The sequence below is a fragment of the Mesorhizobium maamorense genome, from assembly GCF_044998965.1.
Taxonomy (GTDB): Bacteria; Pseudomonadota; Alphaproteobacteria; order Rhizobiales; family Rhizobiaceae; genus Mesorhizobium.
In genome coordinates, this window is the sequence record NZ_CP173356.1 from 5,645,916 (window position 1) to 5,661,217 (window position 15,302).

Genomic DNA, 15,302 nt, shown 5'->3' on the forward strand with positions numbered 1-15,302 from the left:
CCACCTTGTGGCGCTTCCGCCGACACCGGCAGAACGCCCTCCCGCGCATGATCCATACAGCAGATCGGCCCCGGATTTCGAGGCCATGCGCCGCACCGCGGTTGCGTCCTATATGGCATATACGCGAGATCGGCGATAATCAGGTCGCGGCAATGTGATTGATTCGAGATCCGGGGGCTGGCGGATCTCTGTTACCGGTACAGGAATCCGAAGTCCTCGAAACGCTTTTTTCGGCTTCCTGTGCAAAATCAAGGCGCCACGGCGTATAGCGTACCCGGGTGCGCGCCGCAGATGCACGCGGAATCTCGACCCATGCCCTCCTTGCGGATCTATCTCGACAAAATCCTCGAGCGTGCCTCGCCAAAGGTCGAGCGCCAGGCGTTCACCCATGCCGAACGGCTGGCGCTGGTGCGCCGCCACGGCGACTTCTCGCTCGCCTACTCCTCCGCCGTGCAAGGCAGGCTCTCCTATTTCGGCGACGCCGACGGCTACATCGCTTTCGGCACCAAGATGAAGCATCATTTCGCGCTCGGTGACCCGGTCGCCGATCCGGCCCATCGGGCCGACTACATCAGGCGCTTCGTCGAGACCGCCGGCAGCCCCTGGTTCGTGCAGATCGGCGAACAGTCGGCGCGGGTGCTGGCCGGGCTCGGCTACAAGGTCAACCGGCTGGGCATCGACACCCGTCTGCCGCTGCCCGAACACGATTTTTCCGGCAAGCGCAACGAAACCGTGCGCTACTCCGAGCGCTGGCTGTTGAAGAAGGGCTTTTCGTTCGCCGAGGACAAGCGGACGATCTTTCTCGACGAGATCTCCCGGCTTTCGGCGAACTGGCGCGGCGACCGCATCGTCAAGCGTTGGGAAATGGGCTTCCTCAACCGGCACTTCGCCGATCATGTGGGCCTCGACATGCGCCGCTTCGTGCTGCACGGCCCCGATGGCGAACTGGTCGCCCTGCTCGACTTCGATCCGCTGTTTCGCGGCGGCAAGGTCATCGGCTACACCACAGCCTTCAAGCGCAAGCACATCGACGCCTCGCCGCATGCCGAGGTCGGCCTGACCAAATTCGCCGTCGACCGCTTTCGCGAGGAAGGCATTTCGGTCGTCACGCTCGGGCTGTCGCCGCTGGTCGACGTCGGCCCCAGCGGATTCGCCGAAAGCGATTTCTGGCGCAACGCCTTCCAGCGCGCCTATGATTCGCCCTGGGTCAACCGCCGCCGCTTCAACCTGCAGGGGCAGGCGGCGTTCAAGCGCCGTTTCCACGGCATCGAGGAGCCGGTCTACGTCGCCTTCCGCAAGGGAACCTATGTCGAGATGCTGGGCCTGCTGCGGCTGGTGAAGGCGATCTAGCTCTGACCGCGGCTCAGCGTGGCTTCGCCCCTCAATTCCTCAGCCGGTAGCCGGTCCTGAATATCCAGGCGACGGTCGCCACGCAGATCAGCAGAAAAACCACGGTCATGCCGAGGCTGATGCCGACCGAAACGTCCGATTTTCCGAAAAAGCTCCAGCGGAAGCCGCTGATCAGATAGACGACCGGATTGAACAGCGTCACCGTGCGCCAGGCGCCCGGCAGCATGTTGATGGAATAGAAGCTGCCACCGAGGAAGGTCAGCGGCGTGATGATCAGCAGCGGCACCAGTTGCAACTGCTCGAAGCTCCTGGCCCAGATTCCGATGATGAAGCCGAACAGGCTGAAGGTCACCGCCGTCAGCACCAGGAAGGCCAGCATCCAGAACGGATGCTGGATCGAGAGCGGCACGAACAGCGAGGCCGTCGCCAGAATGATCAGGCCGAGGATGATCGACTTGGTGGCGGCGCCCCCGACATAGGCGAGGACGATCTCGAGATAGGAGACCGGAGCCGACAACAGCTCGTAGATCGAGCCGACGAATTTCGGGAAGTAGATGGCGAAGGAGGCGTTGGAGATCGACTGCGTCAAAAGCGACAGCATGATCAGCCCGGGCACGATGAAGGCGCCGTAGCTGATGCCGTCGATCTCGGTGATGCGCGAGCCGATGGCCGAGCCGAAGACGACGAAATACAGCGACGTCGACAGCACGGGCGAGACGATGCTCTGCAAGACGGTGCGCAGCGCGCGCGCCATCTCCACCCGGTAGATCGCCCATACCGCGCGCAGGTTCATGGCTCTTGCCTCAGAAGATTGACGAAGATCTCCTCCAGCGAACTGTTCTGCGTGTCCAGGTCGCGGAACTGGATGTCGGCGGCCTCGAGATCGCGGATCAGCGACGCCACACCGGGCCGGTCGCTCTGGTTGTCATAGGTGTAGGTGATCTGCCCGCCATCCGGCGACAATTCCAGGGCGTAGTGCGAGAAGGCGTCCGGAATGGCGCCGAGCGGGCTGCGCAGTTCCATCACCAGGCGCTTGCGGCCGAGCTTGCGCATCAGTTCGGCCTTGCCCTCGACCAGGATGATCTCGCCGCGGTTGATGACGCCGACGCGGTCGGCCATCGCCTCGGCTTCCTCGATATAGTGGGTGGTGAGGATGATGGTGACGCCGTCCTCGCGCAGCCGCCGCACCATCGCCCACATGTCCTGGCGCAGTTCGACGTCGACGCCGGCCGTCGGCTCGTCGAGGAACAGCACGCGCGGTTCATGCGACAGCGCCTTGGCGATCATCAGCCGCCGCTTCATGCCGCCCGAAAGCGTGATCGCCTTGGCGTCCTTCTTGTCCCACAGCGACAGGTCGCGCAGCACCTTCTCGACAAAGGCATGGTTTGCCGGCTTGCCGAACAGGCCGCGGCTGTAGTTGACCGTCGCCCAGACGCTCTCGAAGGCGTCGATGGTCAGCTCCTGCGGCACTAGCCCGATCAGGCCGCGCGCGGCGCGATAGTCCTTAGTGATGTCGTGGCCGTCCACCGTGACGCTGCCCGACGAACGGTTGACGATGCCGCAGACGATCGAAATCAGCGTCGTCTTGCCGGCGCCGTTGGGGCCAAGCAGCGCGAAGATCTCGCCGCGCTCGATATCGAGATTGATTTCCTTCAGCGCCTTGAAGCCGGTGGCGTAGGTCTTGGTGACCCCGGAAATGGAGATGACAGGCTGCATGGCTGAAAACGGCTGCTTGAAAGAGGACCCCAGATATAGGACGAATGTCGCCGCATGCAACCGCAAGTCAATGCCGTTGCTGACAGTTCTCGACATTGCCGCCGCATGGCGCTGCGGCGTTCCGCCTCGCGGCGGGACGCCGCTTTGACCGGCCGGCCCTACAAGCCTATTCTCCGCTTATTAGAAGCAGCCGGAGCCCGCCATGGACCCGCTCATCCTTTCGCGCATCCAGTTCGGTGCGAATATTTCGTTTCATATTCTGTTTCCAGCCATCACCATCGCACTCGGCTGGGTGCTGCTTTTCTTCAAGCTGCGCTACAACGCGACCAATGATTCGGCCTGGATGCGAGCCTATTTCACCTGGGTGAAGGTGTTCGCGCTGTCCTTCGCCATGGGCGTGGTTTCCGGCGTCACCATGAGCTTCCAGTTCGGCACCAACTGGCCGGGCTACATGGAAACGGTCGGCAACATCGCCGGGCCGCTGCTGGCCTACGAAATCCTCACCGCCTTCTTCCTCGAGGCGGCCTTCCTCGGCATCATGCTGTTCGGCTTCCGCCGCGTTTCCAACCGCATCCACACGCTGGCGACCGTGCTGGTCGCCGGCGGCACCACCGTGTCGGCCTTCTGGATCATCGCGCTGAACTCGTGGATGCAGACGCCGGTCGGCTTCGAGATGCGCGACGGCGTCGCCCACGCCGTCGACTGGTGGGCGATCCTCTTCAACCCCTCCATGCCCTACCGTCTCGTCCATATGCTGCTCGCCTCCGGGCTTACGGTATCGTTCCTCATCGCCGGCCTGTCGGCGCTGCGCTACCTCAAGGGCGACCGCTCGGAATCGATGTGGAAGGCGTTGCGCACCGGCGTCTTCACCGCCGCCATCCTCATCCCCATCCAGATCCTTGCCGGCGACCAGCACGGCCTGAACACGCTCGAGCACCAGCCGCAGAAGATCGCCGCCATGGAGGCCAACTGGAACACCGGCCCCAACGTGCCGCTGGTGCTGTTTGCCATTCCGGATGAAGCGGCCAGGGAAAACAGGTTCGAGGTGACCATTCCCGACGGGGCGAGCTGGATCCTGCGGCACAGTGCCAGGGGCGTGGTACCGGGACTCAACGACTATCCCGGCAATCATCCGCCCGTCTTCCCGGTGTTCTGGGGTTTTCGCGTCATGGTCGGCACGGGCCTGTTGATGCTCGCCGTCTCCTGGTCGGCCGCCTTCTTCCTCAAGCGCCGTCATGGCTTGCCGAGGCCGCTGGCGCTGCTCATGGTGCCGATGACCATCTCCGGTTGGGTGGCGACGCTCGCCGGCTGGTATACGACGGAGATCGGCCGCCAGCCCTGGCTGGTGACGGGCGTGCTGAGGACCGCCGACGCCGTCGGCCCGGTGACCGGCAGCCATGTGGCGCTGACGCTGGCCGTCTATCTCGCTCTCTACGTGCTGTTGCTGATCGCCTATCTCGGCGTTCTGGTCCACCTGGCGCTGAAGGCGGCCAAGGACGGCGACACCTCGCCGCTGCCGGGCGTGCTCAACAAGCCGATGTCGCAGCCCGCGGCTGGCGAGTAGGAGAGAGAGAAATGACCTATGACTGGCCGACCCTGCTCCCCCTCATCTTCGCCGGCCTGATGGGCCTCGCCATCCTGATCTACGTCATTCTCGACGGCTTCGATCTCGGCATCGGCATCCTGTTCGCGGCGGCCGAGGACGCCGAGCAGGACACCATGATCGCCGCCATCGGCCCGTTCTGGGATGCCAACGAGACCTGGCTGGTGCTGGCCGTCGGCCTTCTGCTGGTCGCCTTTCCGATGGCGCATGGCGTCATCCTCAGCGCGCTCTATATCCCGGTGTTCGTGCTTCTGGTCGGCCTCATCCTGCGCGGCGTGGCCTTCGACTTCCGCGCCAAGGTGGCGACGGAGCGCAAGCATCGCTGGAACCGCATCTTCTTTCTCGGCTCGCTCATCGCCTCACTGGCGCAAGGCTATATGCTGGGCGTCTATGTGCTTGGCCTCGACTTCGGCCTGGGGGGCATGGCGTTCGGCGTGCTGGTGGCGTTCTGCCTGGCGGCGGCCTACGCCGCGATGGGGGCGGCCTGGGTCATCTACAAGGCCGAAGGCGACTTGCAGAAGAAGGCGGTGCGCTGGCTGCGCACCACATTGGTGCTGACCGCGCTCGGCATGGCTGCCGTGTCGCTGGCCACGCCCTTCGCCAGCCCGCGCATCTTCGCCAAATGGTTCGTCCTGCCCGAAATGCTCTATCTGTCGCCGCTGCCGATCGTGTCGGCGCTGCTGTTCCTGGGGCTGTGGCGGCAGACCTCTCATCTGCCCAGGCCCGACGACCGCCATTCGCTGACGCCGTTCCTGACCTTGGCAGCCATATTCGCGCTGGGCTTCGCCGGGCTCGCCTGGTCGTTCTATCCGTTCGTGGTGCCCGACAGGCTGACCATCTGGCAGGCGGCTTCCGCACCCGAAAGCCTGGCCATCATCCTGGCCGGCACCGTGGTCGTGCTGCCGATCATCATCGTCTATTCCTTCTATGCCTACCGCGTGTTCGGCGGCAAGGCGAGGGACCTGACCTACGATTGAAGGGCCAGGCGACGGCGCGAAATCATCGCCTCCGCCTGCCGCCTGTCGCCTGCCGGAAAGACAATATTCATCTTCACGCGGAATAACCTTCCGCGACATGCTGCGGCCTGATGGCAGCGGTCCGAGAAGAAGGGCAATGCAATGCGCGGTGTCCCGGTTGCCTCGATAGAACACGATCCGCAGGCGCGGCAGCGCTACGCGCTTTTCCCGGGAAAACCGCTACGCCGCTTTCCTGGGGTTGCTCTGGTCCTGATCCGCCTGGTCACGCTGATCGCCGCGCTTGTGCTGGCCGGCCTGCTGCCTGTCATTCAGCCCGCTTATGCCCAGCAGACGGCCAACTGGGCCGGTGTCTGGGACACCAAATGGCGCGGCGGCGGCGCCCAGATCACCTTCGAGCAGGACGGCGCCGAGGTGAAGGGCGTCTATCCCCTGTATGGCGGCCGCATCGAAGCCAAGGCCGAAGGCGAAAAGCTGTTCGGCCGTTGGTTCGAGGGCAGTCGCCAGGGCGAGTTCAGCTTCGTCATGGCGCCGGACGGCGCGAGCTTCATGGGCCGTTTCGAATCCGCCACCGCCGAATGGTGGACGGGCGTGCGCGTCGACGCCGCCGAGACCCTCAAGGTCGACCAGACCAGCCCGATGACGACGATGCGCTCATTCCTGCAGACCATGAACGAGAGCGGCGCCGACAATGTGCCGCGCGCCACCGGCGGCGGCATGGGCCTTGCCGCGCTGGCGGCCGGCCTCGTCGACGTCACGGAGGCCGATCGCGGCGGCCTCAACATGCCCGATTACACCAAGCTCCTGTTTTCGGTGATCGACAACGCCACCTTGCGCCTGTGGAACCTGCCGCATGATGCGATCCCCGGCGACGAGGTGACAGCCAGGCTGCTGCAATATGGCAGCAAGGTTTTCTTCGACGTCACCTTCCGCCGCAAGGCCGGCGAATGGTTCATCGTCGGGCCGCAGCTCGCCGTGCTGCAGGCCAAGCTCGCCGAGTTCCAGGCGGCGCGTGGCGAAGCCCCCGACATGGTCGACGATCCGGCCAAGCTCGCCTCGCCGCGCGACACGTTCAAGATGCTGCTCGGCGGCATCGCCGACCAGAATGGCGGTTCGACGCAAACGGCGCTCGACATGCGCGGTTACAATCCGGCGGTGCGGTCCGACGAGGCGGTTCTGCTCGAGAGCTATCTCAAGAAAGTCATCGACCGCATCGGCTACGTCTACTGGCAGGAAATTCCCGACGATCCCCAAAGCAACACGCCCTATGTGTATTTCGAGCACCCGGCCGGCAACATCGTCGTCGCTCCGGTGGGGACTGAGAAAGGCGGCAAGCTGTGGAAATTCACGCCGGAAACGCTGGCCAACATCCGCACGCTCTATGCCGATATCGAGGATGCGCCGGTGGCGCCGGAATTCACCGCCTTCGCCAGCAACGATCCCTTCTTCGCCACCAGGGGCCTTGCCCGTGAGATCAGCCCTGCCCTTTTGACCCGCGCCGGGCCGATCGAACGCTGGCAATGGCTGGGGCTCGGCATTGCCGGGCTTGCCGGCATCGCCTTCGGCTTCCTTGCCAACGCGGTGATCGTGTTCTTCGCCCGCCGCGGCAGGAGTTCCGGGCGGGCCGGCTTCTTCCGGGTCGTCGAATGGGCGGTGCGCTCGATCTTCCTCGGCCTATTCCTGCTGTTTGCGCTGCGGCCGCTCGGCTTGCCGCAGGTGATCGCGGCATCCGCCAAGGCGGCGGCCTGGAGCCTGATCCTGATCGGCGCGGTTCCCGTCGTCTGGCACCTGATCGGCAAGATCGCCGAGCGCTACCGCGCCACCTTCAACGTGCCCGGCTACCACGAGACGCTGATCTCGCTGCTGACCGGCGTGGCGCGCATCGCCGCCCTGGTGGTCGCCTTCCTGCTCCTGGCGGAGGTGCTGGCGATCCCCTATCAGGGCGTGCTGGCCGGCCTCGGCATTGGCGGCCTGGCGGTGGCGCTGGCGGCGCAGCCGACGCTGCAGAATTTTCTTTCCGGCCTGACGCTCTATGCCGACCGGCCGGTCAGCGTCGGTGACTTCTGCAAGTTCGGCAACCAGTCCGGCACCATCGAGCATATCGGCATGCGCTCGACCCGCATCCGCTCGGTCGACCGCACGGTGATCTCGGTGCCCAATTCCGACTTCGCCGGCATGCAGATCGAGAACTACGCCCATCGCGACCGCACCCGCTTCGCCACCACGCTGCAATTGCGCTACGAGACGACGCCCGACCAGCTGCGCTACACGCTGGCGGCGCTGCGCAAGCTCCTGATCGCTCATCCGCGCGTCATCGACGACCCGTGCCGCGTGCGCTTCGTCGGCTTCGGCCCCTATTCACTCGACATCGAGGTCTTCACCTACATCACGACCGCGGATGGCTCGGAGTTTCTCGCCATCCGCGAGGACATATTGCTGTCGATGATCGCGGTGATGGACGAGGCCGGCGCCCAGTTCGCCTTCCCGGCGCAGTTGGAATACAGCGCCGCCGACCTGCCGCTCGACCAGGAAAAGCGCATCGCCGCGGAAAAGCGGGTCAGCGCCTGGCGCGAGGAGGAAAAACTGCCTTTCCCCGATTTCAGCCAGCTCGACAGGCTGGAGCTCAACGACAGCCTGCCCTATCCGCCGCCGGGCTCGGTGCAGTACCGCGAAGCCCAGGCCGCCCCGGCCACGGTCGAAGCCAAGGCCTCGCTGGAGAAGGCGCGCTGGAGCCTGCCGTGGCGGAAGAGGGTGTAACCTTCTTCGCAGGAGAGGCCGCGATCCCTCGCGCCCCCTCTGGCCGGCAGGGCAGCAGGAGAGGCGCTTCCCGCCGGCGCCTCCAGTTCTGAACCTCAATTGCTCGCCGACAGCACCAGCACCGGCTTGTCGCTGTAAAGCTGCGGGAACAGCGTCTTCAAATTCGCCACCTTGGGCAGGTCGTTGTAGACGATGTAGGGATAGGTCGGGTTGAGCGTCAGGAAGTCCTGGTGGTACTCCTCGGCCGGGTAGAAGGTCTTGCCGGTTTCGATCGTGGTGACGATGGGCTTGGAAAACAGCTTGGCCTGGTCGAGCTGGGCGATGTAGCTCTGCGCGATCTTCTTCTGCGCGTCGTTCTCGGCGAAGATCGTCGAGCGGTACTGCGTGCCGGAGTCGGGCCCCTGATAGTTGAGCTGGGTCGGATTGTGGGCGACCGAGAAATACACCTGCAGCAGCTGGCCATAGGTGACTTTGGAGGGGTCGTAGGTGATCTCGACGGATTCGGCATGGCCGGTGCGGCCGGTGCCGACCGTCTCGTAGACGGCGTCGTCCTTGGCGCCGCCGGTATAGCCCGAGACCGCCTTGGTGACGCCCTTGACGTGCTGGAACACGCCCTGCACGCCCCAGAAGCAGCCGCCGGCGAACACTGCCGTCTCGCTGCCGCCCGCGGCCTTTTCATCCAGCGCCGGTGGCGGGATCACCACGGCATCTTCCGCCGAAACCGCTGGGGTGAGCCAGAAGGCGGCGCCCGCCACGGCGAGCGCGAGGGCCGCGAGCGCGCCGCGGACGAGGCCGCTCGAACGGTTCTTGATGTCGGTCATGGTTGCACTCCTCATGGCTTGCATAGGGTCCAGTCTATTGAATTAGCGGAGCCGGCGCGATGCGCGAGTTGCGGCGGAGGCTCACATTCTCGTGCGGCCCCAGCGGGTGCCTAACTCTCCGCCGCGGCTTGACCTAGTTGGCAGGCTTCATCGCATCCGTCGCCGGCTTCATCGCGTCGACCGCCGGCTTCATGGCGTCCGCCGGTTTCATAGCATCGGCGGCGGGCTTCATGGCATTGGTGGCCATCGGGTCGGCCGGCTTCATCGCATCGGTTGCCGGTTTCATCGCGTCGGCGGCGGGTTTCATGGCGTTGGTGGCCTCGTCGGCACGGGCGATGCCGCCGGCCAGCAATGCCGTCGAGCACAAAGCGAGCGCAAGCGCCGGCAGCGTCAGGCGGGAAAGAACGGTCATGATGGTCTCCTTGGTTGGGTGGCGCGCCCTCGCGGCGGCCGGCTGTTGCGGCGCCGCAGGCGCGGCGTTGCGCAATTTCTGATGGTCTCTCCCCGCAAACGGGAAGTTCCCGGAGGTAAGCTAATCGGCGGCGGCGGCCAGGATCGGCCCGCCGCCGGGCGACTGCACCAGCACGGCGGTGCTGAGGCCATCGGCGGCCGCCGGCACGTCGAGCGTCGTGGCCTCTCCGGTCCAGCTGCCGAGCTTTTTCAGCGCATGCACGACATTGCCGTGCGGCAAGGTGCGGCCGGTGTTCTCGCCGCGCGCCACGGGCACCTCGACGACGCCCCTGGCATAGCGCACCAACCAGATGTCGGCCTTGCCGCCCGGCACGCTCCCCGCGCCGATGCTGGCCTTGCCGCTATCGAGCGACAGCGACGGTCCCTTGATGCGGCCGCTCGCCGCAATCAGCCGCTCGATCTCGCCGGGCGCGGCGCCGACCGCGTCGGCATGGCCGTTGACCACCACCTGCGGCGTGAACGGCCCGTCACGGCCGAGCGGCGGCTCGTAGCTCACCTGGCGTTGCGTGAACTCCTGCCGGCCGAAAATGTCCTTCCAGCCGAGATAGTCCCAGTAGGTGACGTTGAAGGACAGCGCCAGCACGCCAGGCTGGTCCTTGACCTTGATCAGATTGGCATTGGCCGGCGGGCAGGACGAACAGCCCTGGCTGGTGAACAGCTCGACAACGGTAAGCGGCTGCGCCGCGGCCGCACCGAGCGACGCCGCGAGCGCAAGCGCGCCCAGGCTGGACACTGCGAGGAACCTGCTGCGTTTGGCTTGCGACATGGGATTGCTCCGTGGGCGACGGCGCCGCGATGCGCCGCTCATGCCCCCACTTCGTTGCCAACTATCGCTTCGTTACAGCGCTCACCGGTTTGTGATGAAGGTTGGTCGGGCTCCAAGAGGCCGGAGATTGGCAAAGGCCGTCGCGACAGCCGATCTCCCCCCTCGTGGGGGAGATGTCCGGCAGGACAGAGGGGGCGTCGTAGAGCACCTACCTGGACGCGGTTCGACAGTCATTGTCGCGACGGCAGAGAGTAGGCGGCAGATCGGGAAAGTGGAGGACGAGTTCCGTGGACCTTGGCAAGGCCGGCGGGGCAGCGCCCCCTCTGGCCTGCCGGCCATCTCCCCCACAAGGGGGAGATCGGTAACTTCAGACCCTATTGCGTCAGCACCGTTTGCGAGGGGCGCTGGTTGAAATCGCATTTGCCCATCACGGTGTAGAAGAAGTCGGCGTTGACGACAGGCGCCGGCACGGCCGAGCCGCCGTCTTCCCAGGCCTGGTAGCCTGTCTGGCCGCACGGCACGGCGGTGAAGATATCGACGGTCTGGCCCGTGGCGATTTCGGGCATGTCGGTCGGGCTGGCGCCGATATAGAGCCGGTTCGAGGTGTTCGGGTCGTTCGACCTGAGCGTGGTCGGCTGGGCCGGTTTGGCCGTCGCGGCGGAAGGCACGTCCATCTCCAGATAGAGCTGGTCCATCTGACTGACGTCGATGACCGCGCCGGCGCTGTTGGCCGGCGTGGTGGTGCAGACGGTCTGCCGCATGACGCCGTTGCCGTCGGTGCTGGTGATGGCGCCGGAGGGCGTGTTGTCGAAATTGGCGACCGTCGTGGTGTTGCACACCTGCTGCTGCACCTGGGTAAGCGTGGTGCCGCTGACGGTGGAGACGGTGGTGGTGCCATAGCCCTTGGGATCGCCGCCCTTGTTGTAGACATAGCTGATCTGCATCAGCTTCTGCTTCGTGGTCGATCCAAATCGCGTGCCGTAGAGATACATCGTCTTGTCCCACCAGCCCGACGCCTTCTCGATCTTGAAGGTGGTCTGCACCAGGGCCGCCGCCTTGTTGACCGCCGAGGTGACGCCGACCGGCACGGTGTCGATCCTGGCGATCTGCATGAAGTCGGTCGGCATGGCGAAGCTCGCCGAGGCCTGCGCCGTGGCGGTGCCGTTGGCCGCGATGGTGAAGCTCACCAGCGTGGCGGTGCCTTGCCCGCCATTGGCGGCAAAGGTGTCCCGAAGCATCTGTTGGCGGGTCGCCAGCGTCGTCGTCTTCGGCAGCGTGGTGATGGCCAGCGTCGCCGCGTCGAGCGCTTGCTGCATGTTGGACCGGGTCTGGACGGCCGACGTATAATCGACCGAGAAGCCGACGACGGTGACCAGCGGCACCAGGCTGATGAAGAACAGCGGCATCATCGAGCCGCCGCGAGAGCGGGCGAACTTTCCTGCAAGCCCCAGCATTTTTCTTACCCCAAAAAACGGTTACCTGCGGGGGAACTAACATGCGCCGGCAAACCGGGGTCTAAGAGGATCGTTCAAAGTTTAAGCATCCGGCCGTGCCCGCCGGCCGTTTCGGGCTTTTCCGCCCGGCTCACCGCTTTGTGATGACCGGGGGGCGCCTTGCGCCGCAAGCCTTGCCGCAGCAAGCCGCCCCTGCTAAAGCGCGCGGCATGAGCACGCCCCTCGACCACATCAGGAATTTCTCCATCGTCGCCCATATCGACCATGGCAAATCCACCCTTGCCGACCGCCTGATCCAGCTGACCGGCGGCCTGGAGCTGCGCGACATGAAGGAGCAGGTGCTGGACTCGATGGACATCGAGCGCGAGCGCGGCATCACCATCAAGGCGCAGACGGTGCGATTGAAGTACCGCGCCAACAACGGCGAGGACTATATCCTCAACCTCATCGACACGCCCGGCCATGTCGACTTCGCCTATGAAGTGTCGCGCTCGCTCGCCGCCTGCGAGGGCTCGCTGCTGGTGGTCGATGCCTCTCAGGGCGTCGAGGCGCAGACGCTGGCCAACGTCTACCAGGCCATCGACAACAACCATGAGATCGTCGTGGTGCTGAACAAGGTCGACCTGCCGGCCGCCGAGCCCGAGCGCATCCGCGAGCAGGTCGAGGAGGTGATCGGCATCGACGCTTCCAACGCCGTGCTGATCTCGGCCAAGACCGGCCTTGGCATTCCCGATGTGCTCGAAGCCATCGTCCACCAATTGCCGCCGCCGCGCGAGGGCGACGCGACCGCGCCCTTGAAGGCGATGCTGGTCGACAGCTGGTACGACGCCTATCTCGGCGTCATCGTTTTGGTGCGCGTCATCGACGGCGTGCTGAAAAAGGGCCAGACCATCCGCATGATGGGCACCGGCGCCAAATATCTGGTCGAGCGCACCGGCGTGTTCACGCCCGCCCGCATCAATGTCGAGGAGCTCGGCCCCGGCGAGTTCGGCTTCTTCACCGGCTCGATCAAGGAAGTGGCCGACACCCGCGTCGGCGACACCATCACCGAGGACAAGCGCCAGACCGCACATGCGCTCCCCGGCTTCAAGCCGGCGCAGCCGGTGGTGTTCTGCGGCCTGTTCCCGGTCGACGCCGCCGATTTCGAGGACCTGCGCGCCGCGGTCGGCAAATTGCGCCTCAACGACGCCTCCTTCTCCTATGAAATGGAAACCAGTGCCGCGCTCGGCTTCGGCTATCGCTGCGGCTTCCTTGGCCTGCTGCATCTGGAAATCATCCAGGAGCGGCTGGAGCGCGAGTTCAACCTCGACCTGATCGCCACCGCGCCATCGGTCGTCTACCGGCTGCTCCTCAATGACGGCTCGGTGAAGGAATTGCACAACCCGGCCGACATGCCCGACGTGGTCAAGATCTCGGCCATCGAGGAGCCGTGGATCCGCGCCACGATTCTCACCCCCGACGATTATCTCGGCGGCATCCTGAAACTCTGCCAGGACCGGCGCGGCATCCAGGCCGACCTCTCCTATGTGGGAAAACGCGCCATGCTGACCTACGACCTGCCGCTCAACGAAGTCGTCTTCGATTTCTATGACCGGCTGAAGTCGATCTCCAAGGGCTACGCCTCGTTCGATTATCATCTCACCGACTACCGCGAGGGGGATCTGGTGAAGATGTCGATCCTGGTCAATGAGGAACCGGTCGACGCACTCTCCATGCTGGTGCACCGCACGGCGGCGGAAAAGCGCGGCCGCCAGATGTGCGAGAAGCTCAAGGAGCTGATCCCGCACCATCTGTTCAAGATCCCGATCCAGGCCGCGATCGGCGGCAAGGTCATCGCCCGCGAAACCATCTCCGCCCTCCGCAAGGACGTGACCGCAAAGTGCTACGGCGGCGACGTGAGCCGCAAGCGCAAGCTCTTGGACAAGCAGAAAGAAGGCAAGAAGCGGATGCGCCAGTTCGGGAAGGTGGATATCCCGCAGGAGGCGTTTATCCAGGCGCTGAAGATGGGGGATTGAGGGGGGCCTTATCTCGCTTCCTGCCTAATGCGCAACGTCTCTAACGGAAGCTAGACTGGGGAAATCTATGTGCAGCGGTATACCTCATCCCGAGGAGTTCAGGCGCCAGCACTTCTAATCGCGGTCAACGCAGATTTCGCTTTCTGAGTAAGGTGCCGCTGTTCATCGGGATCGATCGACTTCAAGACCCCGAAAATGCCAGCAATTGCCGGGTGATGCTGCACAAACTCGACAGGGTTCCTGATCGCTCGCTGAAGGTATCCGCGAGCCCAATTACGCCACTCGACGGGAAGATTAAGACCCTCATTGATCACTACCCCTGTGACATCCATTCTGTCGCCTTTGCCCAAGAATCGCGTTTTCTTAGGGTTCAGCTCAAAACCGCTGCTCTCGACAAATGCAGTTACCTCTTTAAGAAATTCATTATCAATACGGGTCCGAGCCGAAAAAGTAAGGTCGTCCGCATATCTAGTGTATGTGATGTTCCTCGCCGCGGAGAGTTCTGAGACAGTTTGGTCGAAATTATCAAGAATGAGATTTCCGATCAGTGGACTCGTGGGCGCGCCGGTCGGAGCTTCGTCGTCCAGAGACGTTAGCCTCGCAAGAAAGTCTGAGCCAGCGGCGCTGTAACCAAGATTGCGGAAAACACCTACTATCATCTGCGCCGTAATACTGGGAAAGAATCTCGATATGTCGAGGTTCAGCAAATGCTTAGCTCCGGCATGCGCCGCCGCGTTGGTAATGTAGCTTCGGCCTTTGCGAAAGCCGTGAACTGCTTCCGCCATTTCTTTTGTTATTAGGATATTGTCATTAATCCACCACTGCATGACCTTGAGATATGTCTTTGGCGTTCGTATAATTCGGTTGGTTCCATCGGCTTTCTTTAAAATAAACGTTCGGTAATGAAATCGAGGCCTATGCAGTATTTGCCGTATTATGGAAGGGGAAATTCCGAGATAAGACGCTAGATGAATTTCGTTCTCCAGGTATGGTCTACCAGTCCGGTTCGCGAACGCGCCTGCGGCCTCACTTTCCTCAGGGAAAGAGGCTCGCGCAAACGCTAGGTAGTCGTCAATTCGTGGCGAATTATAGTAAGAACGGGGCGGCATTCGACAACACCAATCCTGAGATTGCTTAGTGCGTGCTTTGTAAGAGGCGCTCGAGAACTCCGCTCGTGGCTGCAATGCAGCCATTCTCGAGCGGCTCTTACAAAGCACGCCTTTTTACACGCAAGACCTGAAAGCCAGGACACTGATTCAGTGTCCTATCTAGTGCCGCCCCGCGAATCGATGATATTGTTTGCGTTGCGTCTTCATCAAGAATAATCTCGCGTTGTCCAAAGTTCTTTCGTTTACAAGTCGCGCAACTATTCCCA

12 protein-coding genes are annotated in these 15,302 nt (G+C 63.7%); 5 read left to right on the forward strand and 7 right to left on the reverse strand.

The annotated features are described in order from the left end of the window. Positions 1-312 precede the first annotated feature (312 nt). Complete coding sequence (locus tag ACIU1A_RS28290; RefSeq protein WP_140739025.1) at positions 313-1,350, forward strand: phosphatidylglycerol lysyltransferase domain-containing protein; 1,038 nt, start codon at positions 313-315, stop codon at positions 1,348-1,350. A 31-nt stretch (positions 1,351-1,381) separates the two neighbouring features. Here the strand turns inward: ACIU1A_RS28290 and ACIU1A_RS28295 are convergent, their stop codons facing one another. Next, complete coding sequence (locus tag ACIU1A_RS28295; protein WP_140491741.1) at positions 1,382-2,143, reverse strand: ABC transporter permease; 762 nt, start codon at positions 2,141-2,143, stop codon at positions 1,382-1,384. Then, a complete protein-coding gene (locus ACIU1A_RS28300) occupies positions 2,140-3,066 on the reverse strand; it encodes an ABC transporter ATP-binding protein (protein ID WP_140563799.1) in 927 nt (308 codons plus the stop codon). The genes ACIU1A_RS28295 and ACIU1A_RS28300 overlap by 4 nt, the downstream gene beginning before the upstream one ends. Before the next feature lie 202 nt (positions 3,067-3,268). Between ACIU1A_RS28300 and ACIU1A_RS28305 the strand changes: the two genes are divergently transcribed. The 3 genes from ACIU1A_RS28305 (at position 3,269) to ACIU1A_RS28315 (ending at position 8,400) form a co-directional block, all read left to right on the forward strand. Beyond that, on the forward strand, positions 3,269-4,630 hold the full coding sequence (locus ACIU1A_RS28305; protein WP_140625287.1) for a cytochrome ubiquinol oxidase subunit I: 1,362 nt from the start codon (positions 3,269-3,271) through the stop codon (positions 4,628-4,630). A gap of 11 nt (positions 4,631-4,641) precedes the next feature. Then, positions 4,642-5,646 carry a cytochrome d ubiquinol oxidase subunit II gene (locus ACIU1A_RS28310; protein ID WP_404925811.1) on the forward strand — a complete coding sequence of 335 codons (1,005 nt, stop codon included), beginning with the start codon at positions 4,642-4,644 and terminating at the stop codon, positions 5,644-5,646. A gap of 141 nt (positions 5,647-5,787) precedes the next feature. Next, complete coding sequence (locus ACIU1A_RS28315) at positions 5,788-8,400, forward strand: mechanosensitive ion channel family protein (RefSeq protein WP_404925812.1); 2,613 nt, start codon at positions 5,788-5,790, stop codon at positions 8,398-8,400. Positions 8,401-8,495: 95 nt separating this feature from the next. Here the strand turns inward: ACIU1A_RS28315 and msrA are convergent, their stop codons facing one another. From msrA to ACIU1A_RS28335, 4 genes are all read right to left on the reverse strand, one after another. Then, positions 8,496-9,221: a peptide-methionine (S)-S-oxide reductase MsrA gene (msrA, locus tag ACIU1A_RS28320; RefSeq protein WP_404925813.1), complete on the reverse strand. Its 726-nt coding sequence runs from the start codon at positions 9,219-9,221 to the stop codon at positions 8,496-8,498. A 133-nt stretch (positions 9,222-9,354) separates the two neighbouring features. Continuing rightward, positions 9,355-9,633, reverse strand: a complete 279-nt coding sequence (locus ACIU1A_RS28325; protein WP_140628472.1) for a hypothetical protein — start codon at positions 9,631-9,633, stop codon at positions 9,355-9,357. Between the two features lie 120 nt (positions 9,634-9,753). Beyond that, positions 9,754-10,458, reverse strand: a complete 705-nt coding sequence (locus ACIU1A_RS28330; RefSeq protein ID WP_404925814.1) for a DUF1223 domain-containing protein — start codon at positions 10,456-10,458, stop codon at positions 9,754-9,756. A gap of 374 nt (positions 10,459-10,832) precedes the next feature. Then, positions 10,833-11,912, reverse strand: a complete 1,080-nt coding sequence (locus tag ACIU1A_RS28335; protein WP_404925815.1) for a TadE/TadG family type IV pilus assembly protein — start codon at positions 11,910-11,912, stop codon at positions 10,833-10,835. 209 nt (positions 11,913-12,121) lie between these two features. On the opposite strand from ACIU1A_RS28335, the gene lepA reads away from it, so the two are divergent. Further along, positions 12,122-13,927, forward strand: a complete 1,806-nt coding sequence (gene lepA / locus ACIU1A_RS28340; protein ID WP_140514160.1) for a translation elongation factor 4 — start codon at positions 12,122-12,124, stop codon at positions 13,925-13,927. A gap of 98 nt (positions 13,928-14,025) precedes the next feature. Here lepA and ACIU1A_RS28345 read toward each other — a convergent pair whose 3' ends face one another. After that, the gene (locus tag ACIU1A_RS28345) at positions 14,026-15,120 is read right to left on the reverse strand and encodes a reverse transcriptase domain-containing protein (protein WP_404925816.1); all 1,095 of its coding nucleotides are present in this window, start codon (positions 15,118-15,120) and stop codon (positions 14,026-14,028) included. Between the last annotated feature and the right edge of the window lie 182 nt (positions 15,121-15,302).

What these genes read in the sequence shown, in the direction of transcription:
- ACIU1A_RS28310 (WP_404925811.1), top strand. Translation starts at nt 4,642, where the DNA reads ATGACCTATGACTGGCCGACCCTGCTCCCCCTCATCTTCGCCGGCCTG.
- ACIU1A_RS28305 (WP_140625287.1), top strand. Translation starts at nt 3,269, where the DNA reads ATGGACCCGCTCATCCTTTCGCGCATCCAGTTCGGTGCGAATATTTCG.
- lepA (WP_140514160.1), top strand. Translation starts at nt 12,122, where the DNA reads ATGAGCACGCCCCTCGACCACATCAGGAATTTCTCCATCGTCGCCCAT.
- ACIU1A_RS28325 (WP_140628472.1), bottom strand. Translation starts at nt 9,633, where the DNA reads ATGACCGTTCTTTCCCGCCTGACGCTGCCGGCGCTTGCGCTCGCTTTG.
- ACIU1A_RS28295 (WP_140491741.1), bottom strand. Translation starts at nt 2,143, where the DNA reads ATGAACCTGCGCGCGGTATGGGCGATCTACCGGGTGGAGATGGCGCGC.
- ACIU1A_RS28315 (WP_404925812.1), top strand. Translation starts at nt 5,788, where the DNA reads ATGCGCGGTGTCCCGGTTGCCTCGATAGAACACGATCCGCAGGCGCGG.
- ACIU1A_RS28330 (WP_404925814.1), bottom strand. Translation starts at nt 10,458, where the DNA reads ATGTCGCAAGCCAAACGCAGCAGGTTCCTCGCAGTGTCCAGCCTGGGC.
- ACIU1A_RS28290 (WP_140739025.1), top strand. Translation starts at nt 313, where the DNA reads ATGCCCTCCTTGCGGATCTATCTCGACAAAATCCTCGAGCGTGCCTCG.
- ACIU1A_RS28345 (WP_404925816.1), bottom strand. Translation starts at nt 15,120, where the DNA reads ATGGCTGCATTGCAGCCACGAGCGGAGTTCTCGAGCGCCTCTTACAAA.
- ACIU1A_RS28335 (WP_404925815.1), bottom strand. Translation starts at nt 11,912, where the DNA reads ATGCTGGGGCTTGCAGGAAAGTTCGCCCGCTCTCGCGGCGGCTCGATG.
- msrA (WP_404925813.1), bottom strand. Translation starts at nt 9,221, where the DNA reads ATGACCGACATCAAGAACCGTTCGAGCGGCCTCGTCCGCGGCGCGCTC.
- ACIU1A_RS28300 (WP_140563799.1), bottom strand. Translation starts at nt 3,066, where the DNA reads ATGCAGCCTGTCATCTCCATTTCCGGGGTCACCAAGACCTACGCCACC.